Source organism: Microcoleus sp. B4-C2, assembly GCF_036705265.1.
In the GTDB taxonomy this organism is placed as follows: domain Bacteria; phylum Cyanobacteriota; class Cyanobacteriia; order Cyanobacteriales; family Microcoleaceae; genus Microcoleus.
This window is the reverse complement of the sequence record NZ_JAUBUB010000034.1, coordinates 41,421-56,107: the sequence shown is the minus strand read 5'-3', so window position 1 is coordinate 56,107 and position 14,687 is coordinate 41,421. Positions and strand designations below refer to the sequence as shown.

Sequence of the window (14,687 nt, the reverse complement as noted above, 5' to 3'; positions counted from 1 at the left end):
AGAATCAGTTGGCGTGTCATCACTGATGCCCTCTAAACACTATCTTTATTCTATGCAACTTCATATAAAATTGGTATGAATGGGTTGATTTAGACGAACATATTGGAGTTGAAGGTTTGCTAGCGGGCCGACGCAGCAGTGAAAGTCAACGATCGTTTGAAAGTTGGTTAATTAACCGCAAGACTGATCGAAATAATCCAGAACGACTAATAACTAATGACTAATGACTGCTGACTTCTCGCTCAACTGTTCCCCTCTTGGCCGTAAGCTTGCCAAGCCAAATCCACCAGCCCGTTAACAATAGCCACAGCCACCACCGCAGAACCCTTGCGGCCCTCAATCCGAATGTGAGGAATCATCGAATCGTGCAGCCGCGACTTAGCCACATCCACCCCCACAAACCCAGAAGGAGTCCCAATCACCAAAGCTGGTCGAATTTCCTCAGATTCAATCAAATCTACGATCGCCGACAAAGCAGTTTGAGCCTGGCCCACCACAAAAATCCCTTCAGGATAGCGTCTTGCCAAAGTTTCAATCCCCCAAGCCGCCCGCGTCCTTTCCTTTTGGGGGCGCGTCAAAGCCTCCATCGAACAGTAAACCGGATTCGCAAAGGTACTTTGGATTTGTGGCGTAATGCCCACCTGCACCATCGGCACATCTACCACGATCGTAGTCCGAGCAGCCAAAGCCGCCGCCCCAGCCTGCAAAGCCTGATCGGAAAAACTAATTAAAGACTTGTACTCAAAATCAGCAGTCGCATAAATCACGCGGCGGACTATTTCGTACTCCGCCGCTGAAAAACCGTGGTCGCCAATTTCGTTATCGATTAATCCCAGACTCTGGGCATCGCTTACGTGCCATTCCATTTGTTGGATAGCTGTCGCCTCTGAGTTGTCAGGTATCAGCTTACCAGCTTTTAGTCATTCGTTGACTGTTGAGTAAAATCTACCCACTGCCAACTGCCAACTGCCAACTAAGTTTCCGACGACGAAGAAGATTTGCCCAACACCGGAGTCAGGAATGCCACCAAAGCTCCGATCGCAAAACCGGCCACATTCCGAACCAAAGGCAACCAGTCAGAAGTCCGAGTCACCACAGGCCCAAGTCCGAAAGCGAAAAACAGAATGCCCCACAGCGGCGAAAAAATCAGCGCCCACTGCCAAGCCACAACCTGTCCCGGCTTCCGAGGCTGAGCCGCAAACCCGCAGATGACGCCGCCAACCACCGATGTAATTAACGTCAGAATCCACTGTTCCCTCGGCAAACCGGGAACCACGCGACATCCGCCCTGACGCAAACAGCCTTCTATCGACTCCAAAGATTCAATAATCGCTCGATCTTCGCCATTGTCCCGCACAAAAAATTGATTACCATAGCGGGTTTGCAGTTCCACCCAAAAAGTGCGCGGCAGCAGCGGATACAGCGAGTCGCCCACATTAAAATTGAGCAAATTGCCCCCTCGCGGGTCAGCAACTAATAACACACTCTTGTCATCTAGCCCCCAATAGCTTTTGACAGCCAAACCGGGGGTGCGATCGTACTGAGTCAGCACTCGCAGTTTCCAGCCGGTTTCGGCTTCAAATGCCTTTAAATTTTTTGCCAAAGTTTGTTCTTCAATATCCGTGAGGGCTTTAGCTAAATCAATGATCGGCGTCTGAGTTGACGGCAACAAATCGGGATTATTGAAAGCGTGGGCCGCAGGTGCGATCGTCCACACGGACAAAGCCAGAAAAAATGCGGCAACAGAGGCTAGAAATTTTCGCGGGAAAAGCTGTGACATAGGAACTTATAATCCGGGTCTTAATTGTGAATGCTAGCTGGCGGTCTTAACCAGAGGATAAGAGAAAACTCATATTTCTTTACAATTATTTACTTTACAGGAAGCCGAGAGCAAGGGGAAGGGGGAAAGAGTTTTTGAGAAAGGGGAGGGGGAGAAGGAGAGGGGGAAGGGCCCAGAAATTAGCGATCGAGCTCCTCAAGGAGGTGAGTAACATCGAAAATCGACTGCATCCCCCAATCGAAAATCTAAAATCTAAAATCTAAAATCGACTGAATCCCCCAATCAAAAATCGAAAATCTAAAATCTAAAATTGATTTGGTTTAGACGCCACCCCGTCGCACAGACGCCGATCGCGATCGCTCACATTAGGATTAGTTCTCAGATAATCTCCCACCCAGTCACAGCCCCTCACCAGCAAATCGTCAAGATCCAAATTCCACAAAATCACCCGATTATCCCGGCCCGCAGAAGCCAGAACCTTCCCATCCGGGCTAAAACTCACACTCATCACACTATCCTTGTGACCCGTCAAAGTTTTCAGCAAAGTCCCGCTGCGACTCCACAGTTTCACCTTATGATCGTAACTACCCGAAGCAACCAACAAACCATCCGGGCTAAAAGCAACGCTAGTCACGCTGTCGCTAGAACCCTTCAGCAGCGTCGCCACCAAAGTCCCATCTACCTTCCACAATTTCACCGAATTGTCGTAACCAGCCGAAGCCAGCATTTTGCCATCAGGGCTAAAAGCAACCCCCAACACAAAACTGTTGTGAGCTCCTTCAAACGTTCTTAGCAAACGACCGTCCCGATTCCAGAGTTTGAGAGTACCATCATCGCTTGCAGAAGCCAGCATCGAGCCGTCGGGACTGAAAGTCACCCCAGTCACCCAGCCTGTGTGTCCCGTCAAAGTCTTAATCAGCCTGCCGTTTCTAGTCCAGAGTTTCACAGTCTTATCCTTGCTAGCCGTTGCCAGAACCTCGCTGTCGGGGCTAAAGCTCACGCTCATCACGCTGTCGGCGTGGCCGTCGAGAGTCAACAGCACAGAAGGCGAACACGGGAATAGCGGAGCCGAAGGACAAGGGAGAATATTATTCATGCCATCTTCTGTCAAACTCCAGACTTTCACCGTTTTGTCGTAACTCCCAGAAGCAAGTAGCTGGCCGTCGGGGCTGAAACTGACGCTGGCGACTCTCTGAGTGTGTCCTTCCAAGGTTTCCAGCAAAACCCCCGTGCGGCTCCAGAGTTTGATAGTGTTGTCCGTAGAAGCAGAAGCCAGCTTTTGGCCGTCGGGGCTGAAAGTAACGCCTTGCACCCGGTTTTGGTGTCCGTCGAGGGTTTTGAGCGGCACGTCATCGAGTCGCCACAGCCTGATAGTTTTGTCAAAACTTGCCGAAGCCAAGGTTTTGCCTTCCGGGCTAAAACTCACCTGAGTAACTCGATCGGCGTGTCCCTCAAAAGTTCTCAGTAAGCGACTCTCTGGTTTAATGTTGCTAGCATCGGTTGGGCGTTTGTCGCCAACACCAGCAAGATTCCAGAGTTTGACAGTCCCGTCTGCACTTCCCGAAGCAAGTGTTTGACCATCGGGGGAGAAACTGACACCGAATACCCACTTGCTGTGTCCCCGCAAAGTTGTTAGCAGTTCACCTTTTTTTGCTGGTGTTGAATTTTCTGTTGGTGGGTGTTTGAGTGCAGCGATGCTCCAGATTTTCACCGTTTTATCTTCACCCGCACTGGCGATCGTTTCACCATCGGGGGAGAAACTGACGGTGTAAATTTTCGAGGGTTGTCTGTTTTCGCTGTGCCATAAATTAGCGATTAACTTACCGTCAGAACTCCACAGTTTCACACTACCGTCATCGCTCGCCACAGCGATTATTTTGCCGTCGCGGCTGAAGCTTAGCCAATTTACGGGAGCAAATTGTTCGATCGTTCGCAGCAGCGTGCCGTCGGTTTTCCAAAGTTTGATAGTTTTATCAGTAGAGCCAGTGGCGATCGTTTGACCGTCAGAACTAAAAGCAACGCTGGTAACGCTATTAGTATGCCCTTTGAAAGTAGCTAACAAACGGCCGTCAGTTTGCCAAATTTTGACAGTTTTATCTAAACTTGCCGACGCTATGGTTTTGTTGTCGGGACTGAACGCGACACAGGAGACACTGTTAGTGTGGTCTTTGAAAGTTGCCAGCAAACTGCCGTCGCGCCGCCAAAGTTTGACGGTTTTATCTACACTGGAAGAAGCTATTGTCTCGCCGTCTGGACTGAAGCTAAGACCCCAAACTACATCGCCGTGTCCTTCCAAGCGGTTGCGTTCTTTGACTCCATAAACTGCCTGCTGGAGGGCTGCAGAAATCAGGATTTCGGTGTCTTTGAGAGTATACATTTGTTGGGAGTGTTCGATCTGTTTCCACTTTTTACCAGCTCTCAAACTTTCCATCATGGCGTCAAATTTGTTATTTGAGAAATAAAGTGCTTCCGAAGCTGCTGTCAGGGTACTGATTTCGGCTCGCTGAGTTTGAGCGACAGCTAGCTGTTTTTGACCCACAGCCCGCCACCAAAAATTTACGGCTGCGATGGTGGAACTGGTGAGCAGCATGACGCCGATCACTGCTACTCCCAGCAGTTGTTTGAGAAAAGTATTGGCTCGGTAGAGCTGTGCTTGACTCATTTTTTTGTCCGCTTCTGCTTTGTGGAGTCTCGCTTCTAAGCCGAATCTTTGGCGAATCGGTCGCACTAAATAGTCGTGTACCAATTGATAGCGGTCTTCGGGCGCTTCCCGTAGCAAAAATAGCAAACCGTGACCAACTAAAATGTCTAAAATTAAGTCCAGGTTGTCGGTTTTCTTGGGTCGGCTTTCAGGGTATGCAGCGAACTGTCGCGGTAGGGAAATTCGGTTTCTGCCGATCGCCGATAATTCGGTTTCGCGGGCATCGGCTGGCTGCGGGCCTGTAACTAACGAGAGTTCGTGTTTGGTTTTTATCAGTCTTACGCCTCTTTCATCTGTCAGGGAAAACAAGATTTTCCAAGCTGCGTCTTCGTTAACGGGCCCGCAGTCAGAGATGACTCTTTCGAGCGATCGTTTCACTAATTCTGCTTTGGGATTGTCCCCCAATTGCTGGTATTGTGCTAGACTGGTAATACCTTCTTCTTGCAGTTGCGCTCCTACTACCTGCAATTCGATTGGTCGCACTTCTTGCAGTTCGTCTGCTAAATCTTCTACGAAGGCATCGATCAGTGCCGGCTCTAAATAAAATTCTGCCCGTTCTGTTAAGTGTCCGATGACAGCCCGCGCGTCTTTGATAGAAAAACTCCGCAGTTGGTAGCGGATGCTTTTGTCGAGAATATTATTGTTAATAGCATCAAGATTTGGGAATCGATCGCAATCTAGTAAGTAGTGCAAATAATCTTCGCGCAAGCACAGAATTATTTTGACATAAGGCAAGTTCAAAAACAAACGCAAAAAATTATAAAAAAGTTGTCTTTGTGCCACAGAAGTTGAAACAAAGAAAAACTCTTCAAATTGATCGAAAATCAGCACAGTTAACAAATTATTTGTGGCATTTTCGCGCAACTGTTCTATAATAAAAGAAGAGACTTCCGAGCTGCGAGCAGGAATAACCGAGCAACTTCTTTTGTGGATTTCCTGTACTCCTTTCGAGATTAATTTACTTTCCTCTTCGGCTTGTTTGTCGTACAGTGCGCTGTTCAAAGCATTTTCTAACTCCACCAGCCAGTCGGTGTAAACTTTGACTACTACGGGCAATGTATCCCGCGCACCCGGAGTAATATTTTTCAAAGCTGGTACTAAGCCGGCATTGACTAGAGAACTTTTCCCGACTCCGCTGGGCCCGTGAATAATAGTTAATTTATGGTCGTCCCTGCTAATTCTTTCTAGCAAGCTATTGATATCTGTTTGGCGCGAGTAAGCTGTCATGGAGGCTGCGATGGCAGCTTGGTTTTGAGCTGAGGGGCCTGAAGGATTGACTGCTTGGCGCTGCTGCTGCAATTGGCTGGCTCCAATAAAAGCTCTAAATCCGTATTGATACTCGATCGAACGCTGGGTTTTTTTAATCCGAAACGCTTTAAGATACTCTCCCTGCTCGAAATAAACCGCTTGCAATTCCGTCAAAATATCGATGTAAAGTCGGGGGTCGTACTTCGGCTCGCTTTGAGATTGAGCCAACTCCAAAGAATGAACCGCCGCTTCCCACTGCCCTAGCTGTCGCAAACTTCGCGCTAAAAGTAAAAGATACGAACTCCTGTCGGATTTAGGATGTTGGATTTTAGATTTGGGTTCGTTACTTAACTCGTTAGTACCCACAAATTCTGGATAATTTCCCTCAAACCCCAATCTCAAATCTTCAATCAGCAATCTCAAATCATTAGGCGTTTGATCCAAAATCGCCAAAGCCAACTCGGCTAGCTGGCGGGCTTGACTCCACCTCGACTCTTGCAGGGCAACTTCAGCCAAAAAGCCGTAATCTTGAGCTAGTTGGCTGGGAGTACCGTAAGTGAAGTGCAACTGCAAAGAATTTTCAGCTAATGCTTGCAACTCTCCCCAAGCTTTCAGGCGCTGCAGCACTTCTCCGAGGTGTGCTGTCACCTCAGCTACCAATTCTGGGCGTGAGGCCAGGGAGAAAGCGTTTCTAGATTGTTCCAGGCTAATCCAAGCTTGTTCCCAGTGCTGGCGGTTGGCTACGGGGTTTCTGGCTGCTTGCAAGCGGTGACACAGGGCTATGTGAAACAGCACTATGCCTTCTCTCTCTAAAAATAAAATTTTGGGCACAGGATTCGACAAGGAGGAGAAGGTTTCTGGGTTTTCGGAATGTTCCAAGTTTTCCAGTTCCCTGTGGCCCGTTTTCTGCTGCCAAAAGACTAAACTTTCTTGGTAGTGAATTAAGGCAGTTTCGGTTTGGTCGCTGACATAGTAATCTCGACCGAGAACGAATTGCAGGCTGGCTTTGAGGGCGGGTTCTAATTCTTCACCGCGATTTTGTAAATCTCTTAAAGCTAATTCTAGTTCTCGGCGTGGCAAAGAGCCGATCGCCAAATCGAAGGTATTGCCGGGACTCAACGGCGAGTACGAGTGGACATCTGATTGTCGTCGGTTTTGGGGCCCAGAGTTAAAAGTTAGAAAGTTTTCTCCGGGGCTGATTTCCCGCTCCAGACCGCGTTTTTCGGACGGGGTTTGGCAGGTCTCACAATTAGCGATGGTGCTGACGTTGCTGCTGGCGAGTTCTGGATTGAGTTCGCCTATTTTAAATATAGTATCGGCCCGCCTAGCGAGGAAATTAATTAATTCGTCAACGCCCATTTCAAATTTAATTGTGGCGGCGGCCCAACTTTTGAAATCCGGGGCCAGACGAATCATTTTGGTCACGATGTCATCTGTTACCCACAAGATCACTGGGCAGGAAAAATTTTTGCGAAATTCGTCTCGCACTTGATTGGTAGAAGCCATCAGTTCGTCGATCGCTACTACTGTTTCTAAACCGAATACCATCAAAGCCGAGGCGGCATCCACAGGCGAGTACCCCTCCTGGAAAGAGCTTGAGAGCAGGGTAGTGTAGAGGGTTTTGACTGAAGCTGGCAGGACGATATCTTGAATTGGAACTGGGGACACTTCTCGCAGCCGCTGCGCTATTTGCTGCCGCAACTGCTCGTAGTTGCAGCGCACCAAAATTAGCGAGAATTGGTGTTGAGACATTGTGATTGACCTGACCAGAGTTTTGAGCGAGCGCTCGTTGTAGTTTGCAGTTTCTTGTACCTTAATTAGATCGGTCATGCGTGCACCTCTTTTGCATTAATCAATTACCTAACGCTCGCCCATCGTGACTGAAAGCGTCTCTACTTAGACATCCCCGTCTCTGTCTGACGCTTTATCTCTGTATAAATACGTAGTTTTCCGTACTTGTCCTATCAATACTTACATATTTATTAGATCCAATGTAAAGATATCATACCTCTCAATCTCAGAGAATGCTAGACTTGCGAATAAAAATTTAAGGTTATCTTAGATTTTTTGATTAAGCGATATATAAAGGACTACAGATCATAAATAGCCAACTGCTTAGTTCACGATCATACCGACGGCTAGCTATTAGTAAACAACTTCGATATATCTGTAGCAGGCATTTAGCATAACAGCAAAAAAAATGTACTCCGGTATGGGATTATGTGAAATTAAGAGCAACAGCTAAAAACAGACATAGGGGGTCTGACATTGCAGATATGAGAGTTGAGAGTGGGCAAAGTCCTTAGTGGTGGCAAAGTTTTAGAGGACAATAAAATACACCGCCTATAGCCAGCATTCAACAGAAATTAGCCAGTGGAAAAAACCGCTGACTGATTTCTGTATTGGATGGTAAGATTTCGGAGTTTTGAGCGATGAATTTTTAGTTAAATTCTTTCTAAATCCCTCGTAGTTAAGGGTTTTTAGAGTCACGAAGCTATCTCAAAAATCCCAACTATTTTGGCTCACTGCGCTGCAGCCACTCCTTATATTTTCGGGTTTCTGCTAGGGCTGGATTAATCCCAAACCAACGACCTTCTTGATCGCGGTATTCAAAGACAAACATACTTCGCAACAAAATTTGAGACTCTTCTTCGCCTGTTACACTTTGTCGGTTGACAACTTGAAACAGTAATTCCCATTCCATGTCATTGATGGCTCCCAAAAGGTCATCGCGATATTCTTGAATGACGCTTTCGAGGCATTCGCGAGAGAAGGGAGGGTCTTCGTGCTGCAAACAGCTATACAAAAGCATCAGTAGATTGCGAACGTGACCGCCACTAATCCGACAAAGCCTGTCTAAAGTTTCGGGAGAGTCAAACACCTGGGAAATCAAATCAATGCGTTGATGGGGAGCAACTGCGGGGAAAGCTCTGGCTAATACTAGCTGGCGCAGCAGTGCCATTCCTTCGAGGTGGTCTTCGCCCGATCGCACTTGCACTGGTACCATGGGCATCACCTTGGGCTTGACTCCAAATCGACTGGCGAGGCGGCCGAAGTCGTTGGAAAAAATCAAAGTCAAGGGAATCGTGTAGACAACATGGCAATTAAGTTTTTTCAACTGTTCGCCCCGGTCTAAAAACAGGTATTCTGGCTGTGTGCGTCCGCTGGGTTTGAGGGAGGCGTCGAGGCGATCGAGGTTGTCAACGATGACTGCGAGCCCTTTTTTACCTTGCTGCTTGAGTTCGGCGTTAGCTTTGTTGAGGAGTTCTTCGTTGATCGACTGCAAGATGCTGTTGGTGCGGGGTTCGAGATATTGCCTAAGTTGCGATCGCAGTTTGGGAGAGTCTTTAGTTTTAGCAGTCACTCTAGCAATGCCTACAGATAACTCGGCTTCCGCTGACAAATCTATGGGAGTCTGCAAAAATTCTGCCACTTCTGCAAACAGATTTGTAAAATAGCTCGGTCTGAGTTTGATTTTAGCCGATTCCATAGTTTCGCTGACTTGGCGGGCAATGCTCAGCAAAATATCGCTGATATCTACATCCCCCATGTCTAAGTCTTGGGAAGACTCAAAGTAGACGACGCAAAAACCCTCTTGCTCTAACTCAGCTTTTAGTCGAAACAATTCCGTAGATTTGCCACAACCGATATGCCCTGTAAATAGCTGACAGGTTGGCTCGTTGGGGGAGATGCGGGTAATGGTTCGCTGTAAAGATTCAATGATTTTGCCGCCACGCACGGAACCAAAATCAATGTAGTATTGATAATCCCCTGGGTCTCCCGCAACAAGGGTCTTGCTGGGGTTGCAGGCTTTATAGAATCTGTCTAATTCGAGTGCGATCACAATTGAAGCCGAATAAAAGTTAAAAAGTTAATCGAAAGTCTAAACTTTCTTTACTTGAGTTTAGTTTGATTTGTAACCTTTTGCCCTGTGGGGTAATGCCCTAAATACCCAAAGAACCTTGATCTGGTAAGGGGTTTTCCCGGCGCTGGAATTGGGAATTTTTAATTAATAATTTTTTATTACTTAGCGGGATCAGTGATATTACTGATATTGGCAGGAGTATGGGTAAATTTGCGGATATCTGGTTAAATGGTAGGGGAAAACAGGGTTCGAGAGAGAAAGATTAAACAGTTTTGAATTTGTGCTAATCGTTAATTACTATATTGTCAAGAGGTAGATGGCTAGTTTTGGAGCGGTTTCTCAAACAGAGTTAGGGCGCAGGCGCCAAAAGTTGCGGCAGATCCGTCGCGCTCGATTGGCGGCTGTGGTGTGGCAAATGCTGGCAGCAAGCGCAATGGCTGGAGGTTTGTTGTGGTGGATTGCTCAGCCGGCTTGGTTGATTGCCCGATCGGAACAAGTGAAGGTGGAGGGCAATCAGTGGCTATCGGATAAGGCGGTGCGGTCTTTAGTGCCGCTGTCTTACCCGCAGTCGCTGTGGGGGATTCAACCGCAGGCCCTGGCCGAAAAGCTGGAGTCCACCGGGCCGATCGCCAAAGCGAAGGTGACTCGTAACTTGTTTCCACCGAGTTTGACTATAGAAGTGGCAGAACGCTTGCCCGTGGCGGTGGCGCAGCCGACGGCGGTGTTGAGATCGAACAGTGACAAGGAAAAAGTGGGGTGGCTGGACGCTCGCGGAGGTTGGATGCCGTCGGATAGTTATACTGCTGTACGATCGCAGAATAGTTCGATCGGGCCCGGCAGCATTCCGGGAACGCAGCCTCAGCGTTCTTTGCCAACTTTAAAAGTCATCGGGCCTTTGGAACAGTATCGCGCGTCTTGGCCGAAGTTTTACCAAGGACTCAGCGGCTTGACGGTGAAAGTGTTTGAGATTAATTGGCAAAACCCGAACAACTTGATCTTGAAAACAGAGATCGGTACCGTACACTTAGGGCCGTACAGTTCCAAGACTGCGGAGCAACTTAAGGTTTTAGACCGAATGCGACAATTGCCAAAACAGATAGATTCAAGCCTCATAGCCTACATTGACTTAAAAAATCCTGCTTCGCCGATCGTCCATTTGCCACAACTCCCCGGCAGTTTGGAGTCGGACTTAATTGCTAAATAGTTTGCTAAACTTATCTAAAGTTGATTGTTGAGAGGAAGTTCCATGTTTGCCGTCAAGCGAGCGCTCAAATTGAATAATAGGGAAGCAACCTTGATGGCAAAACACGCAGGATTCCGGCGTGTAGTATTTAACATGGGATTGAGCTTGCGAGTCCAAATGTACGGTGAGGGCAATTTTTCAGACTCAAAGGTCATCAACGAAGTCAAGAAAGTTCTCACCAACCACGTCAAGAAACAACCTGAATGCGCTTGGATGAACCAGTTGTCTTCTCGTGTTTACCAAAACGCTTTGATTGACTTGAAAGATGCGTTCAGTCGGTATCGCTTGGGAAAAGCCGATCATCCGAAATTTGCCAGCCGCCGGGATGGGCAATCATTCACGGTTGATTCGTCTAATGGAAAAGTTTTACTAACTGCTGGCAACACCATTAAGATTCCCACGCAGGGAACTTTTCGACTTCACGAGCCACTGGAATGCGGTTTTGTCTCTCAAACTTTTACCATTTCACAAGAAGGAAATCGCTGGTTCGTCTCTTTGTGTGTTGATGCGGAACTTTTACCAATTCAACAACCCGAAAGCTCTGTAGGGATTGACGTGGGTATTAAATATTTTGCTACCCTGTCAAACAGTCAAGTGTTTGATGCACCAAAGCCATTAAAGCAAGCGAAAACCAAGCTTGCACGGTTGCAGCGCAAGGCATCAAGACAAATAAAAGCCTCAAACAATCAGCGCAAAACTTACAACAAGCTCGGCAGACTTCACGCACGAATAGCTTGCATTCGCAAAGATTTCCTTCAAAAGTTAACGACTTATTTAGCTAAAACTTTCAAGTCAATCAATATAGAAGACTTGAACGTAAGCGGAATAATGGCAAATCACAAGTTGGCTGGGGCAATATCCGACTTAGGGTTTTACGAATTCAGGCGGCAGCTAAATTATAAGTGCAAAATGTATGGAGCGAATTTAGTGCTGGTGGATCGATGGTTCCCCAGTTCTAAGACTTGTGCGAATTGCGGGCATAAAAAAGATATGCCACTAAGCGTTCGGACTTATGATTGTCCTGCTTGTGGCTCCTCAATAGATCGCGATCTCAATGCCAGTTTAAATATTTTAAATTGGGAACCCAAGGCTATTGGGGGATAGCCTGCTTATCTTGGGATGGCCGACCACCCAACAGCGCAGGAAGTCAACTCCGAATTGCGGCTAAAGGTGGCTTTAGCAAAGTTTGGGTAAGTTTGACAAAGCAGAGTTCCACTCCCGCACCCACTCGCGCCCAGAATTGATCCTCTGTCAACAGAAGGTAGAAGGTATCGATCGATAGGCAGAATTTTTGCCCATCAGGATCGATAGGGCTTGAAATCAGCACAGTTTTTGGATAGCGCCCCGCGTCTGGGCCTAGTATCCATTTTTTTTCCTTCTGACGCAGCTTACAATTGCCTTAATCCGGTCAAGTACCTTGATGGCGTCAAGCGAGGTCTAGGCTAGCGAGGTCGGCAAAATCCGAGATTGCTAACATTAAGCATCGATCTGTGTTAGTTTTTCGCGCAACTTAGCCTATAGTTGATTGTGAATTGGCGTTTAGTTAACAAGCTCTAATCTACCATCCCCGACTCTAATGAAGCTTAATAATAGACAGGGGTCTGACCAAGACAGTCCCCCTTCGGAAGAAGTAAAAAATTTTCCGGTGGCTGCAGATTCCGCCAATCCCTTTAGACGCAAGTCTGGTTATGTAAATGTAGATAGTATTGATATCGATCCTATGGTCAATCCCAAAGACATAATGCCCAGCAGTGCCGCCAAAATCAAAGTAATTGGCGTCGGCGGTGGTGGGGGCAACGCCGTTAACCGGATGATTGCCAGCGAGGTTTCTGGTGTCGAGTTTTGGTGTGTGAATACAGATTCCCAAGCTCTGGTTCTCTCAAATGCTCCGAAACGCTTGCAAGTCGGACAGAAGTTGACGCGCGGTTTGGGGGCCGGGGGCAATCCGGCGATCGGTCAAAAGGCTGCGGAGGAATCCCGCGATGAAGTTGCTAATGCTCTGAATCATGCGGATTTGGTATTTATCACAGCCGGCATGGGCGGCGGTACGGGCACGGGCGCGGCTCCGATCGTGGCTGAGGTCGCTAAGGAAATGGGCGCCTTAACTGTGGGCATAGTAACGCGGCCTTTTACGTTTGAGGGACGGCGGCGCACCAGCCAAGCTGAGGAAGGAATCGCGGCTTTGCAAACTCGGGTGGATACGCTGATCGTAATTCCTAACGACAAGCTGCTGTCTGTGATTTCCGAACAAATGCCTGTACAAGAGGCTTTTCGAGTTGCTGACGATATCCTGCGCCAAGGGGTTCAGGGTATTTCTGACATTATTACTATTCCCGGTTTGGTGAATGTTGACTTTGCTGACGTGCGGGCAGTAATGGCGGATGCGGGTTCGGCTTTGATGGGCATTGGCGTGGGTTCTGGCAAGTCGCGGGCTAGGGAGGCGGCGATGCAGGCTATTTCTTCGCCTCTGCTGGAAGCTTCGTCTATTGAGGGCGCTAGAGGTGTGGTGTTTAACATCACTGGCGGTACTGACATGACGCTGCACGAGGTGAATGCGGCGGCTGAGACGATTTACGAGGTTGTCGATCCGAATGCCAATATTATTTTTGGAGCGGTGATTGACGAGCGGCTTCAGGGCGAAATTAAGATTACTGTGATCGCTACTGGTTTTTCGGGGGAAGTTCCGGCGCCTCCGACTCCGGGGCGGACGCAAAATGTTAATGCTCCTTGGCGGGCTGCAACTGTGCCGGTGACTCCTGCTCAACAGACGCCCGATCCGAAAGCGAAACCGCCGCAGGATTTGGGATTGGATATTCCTGAGTTTTTACGCAACCGTCGTCCGCCAAGATGATTTTAGATTTTAGATTTTAGATTTTAGATTGGGGATTTGGCGATTTTGGATTTGAGATTTGGGATTTGGCGATTGGGGATTTGGCATTGAATCTCCAATCTCCCATCTAAAAAATCGAAAATATCGAGCATCTAAAATCTAAAATCTAAAAAATCTAAAATCTAAAATCTAAAATCTAAAATTTCGAGGGTTTGTCCTGGTTCGGGTTCGAGGAGTTGGGTGGAGAGACCGGATTTTGCTAGTAAATCGCGAAATTCGGGGATGCTGCCGATCGATCGCACTAACATTGGTAAAATGCCTGTGGCTCGGATGTCTCCCGCCGCTGTAGGCAGGAAAAACCGAGGTTTGAGAGTTTGGGCGAGGCTGAGGGCTTCCGCAGGGCCGATGATGACTTGTCCGAGGAAGGGGAAGATTTGACCGATGACTGGGGCGATCGCTACGTCTACTGTGTCTATTTTCTGTTTAACTTTGTCTAATGGCGGCAGGTGCGGTTCGTAATAAAGTGTCTCGCCGCTGCTTAAATCTTTGAGCAAATAGCCGTTTTCTTCTTGTCCGGGCCCGATTTCGGCTCCGGGTACGGCAGTAATTTGTAACTTTTCTTTAAAATTTAACTCTTGCCAATTTGCTAAAGATGTGATATTAGTGTAGCCTAAACTGCTGAGGACTTTGGCGGCGGTGGGTGAGGCGATCGCGGGAATTGTGCGATCGAGCTGTTCGAGTGTGGGCCTGTGACAGTGGTCGTCTAATCCTTGGGAAATCAGGATGAGGTCGATCGGCGGTAAGGTGCTGGGAGTGAAGGCGACGGGGGTGTTGTGGTAGGCGGTGAACAGCCAGGGTTGACCGTAAAATACGAGGGGATCGATTAGCCAGGGATCTACGAGGATTGTTTGGCCTGCGATGTGGAAGATCCAAGAGTTGAGGTCGATTCGGGTGATTTTCACAGTGGTTTGCAATAATTCTTTACAATTGGTTTAATCATAGCTAATTTTGTTTGGGGAA

The 14,687-nt window shown here is 47.8% G+C and carries 8 protein-coding genes; 3 read left to right on the top strand and 5 right to left on the bottom strand.

Features of this window, described 5'->3' with window-relative positions; translation table 11 throughout:
* Nucleotides 1–242: 242 nt before the first annotated feature.
* From QUB20_RS12620 to QUB20_RS12605, 4 genes are all read right to left on the bottom strand, one after another.
* Nucleotides 243–866, bottom strand: coding sequence for a precorrin-8X methylmutase (locus QUB20_RS12620; protein ID WP_333152258.1), 624 nt, complete (start codon nt 864–866; stop codon nt 243–245).
* A gap of 107 nt (nt 867–973) precedes the next feature.
* Complete coding sequence (locus QUB20_RS12615; RefSeq protein ID WP_333246372.1) at nt 974–1,780, bottom strand: TPM domain-containing protein; 807 nt, start codon at nt 1,778–1,780, stop codon at nt 974–976.
* A 304-nt stretch (nt 1,781–2,084) separates the two neighbouring features.
* Nucleotides 2,085–7,559, bottom strand: coding sequence for a WD40 domain-containing protein (locus QUB20_RS12610; protein ID WP_333291390.1), 5,475 nt, complete (start codon nt 7,557–7,559; stop codon nt 2,085–2,087).
* Nucleotides 7,560–8,241: 682 nt separating this feature from the next.
* Nucleotides 8,242–9,573 carry a P-loop NTPase fold protein gene (locus QUB20_RS12605; protein ID WP_333056118.1) on the bottom strand — a complete coding sequence of 444 codons (1,332 nt, stop codon included), beginning with the start codon at nt 9,571–9,573 and terminating at the stop codon, nt 8,242–8,244.
* 337 nt (nt 9,574–9,910) lie between these two features.
* Here QUB20_RS12605 and QUB20_RS12600 point away from each other — a divergent pair, with 337 nt between their 5' ends.
* The 3 genes from QUB20_RS12600 to ftsZ all read left to right on the top strand — a co-directional run bounded on the left by QUB20_RS12600 (nt 9,911) and on the right by ftsZ (nt 13,688).
* On the top strand, nt 9,911–10,798 hold the full coding sequence (locus tag QUB20_RS12600) for an FtsQ-type POTRA domain-containing protein (RefSeq protein ID WP_333246376.1): 888 nt from the start codon (nt 9,911–9,913) through the stop codon (nt 10,796–10,798).
* Between the two features lie 42 nt (nt 10,799–10,840).
* On the top strand, nt 10,841–11,941 hold the full coding sequence (locus QUB20_RS12595; protein ID WP_333246378.1) for a transposase: 1,101 nt from the start codon (nt 10,841–10,843) through the stop codon (nt 11,939–11,941).
* A 472-nt stretch (nt 11,942–12,413) separates the two neighbouring features.
* A complete protein-coding gene (gene ftsZ, locus QUB20_RS12590) occupies nt 12,414–13,688 on the top strand; it encodes a cell division protein FtsZ (RefSeq protein WP_333243773.1) in 1,275 nt (424 codons plus the stop codon).
* A 161-nt stretch (nt 13,689–13,849) separates the two neighbouring features.
* Here ftsZ and QUB20_RS12585 read toward each other — a convergent pair whose 3' ends face one another.
* Nucleotides 13,850–14,629, bottom strand: a complete 780-nt coding sequence (locus QUB20_RS12585; RefSeq protein WP_333246380.1) for an MBL fold metallo-hydrolase — start codon at nt 14,627–14,629, stop codon at nt 13,850–13,852.
* Between the last annotated feature and the right edge of the window lie 58 nt (nt 14,630–14,687).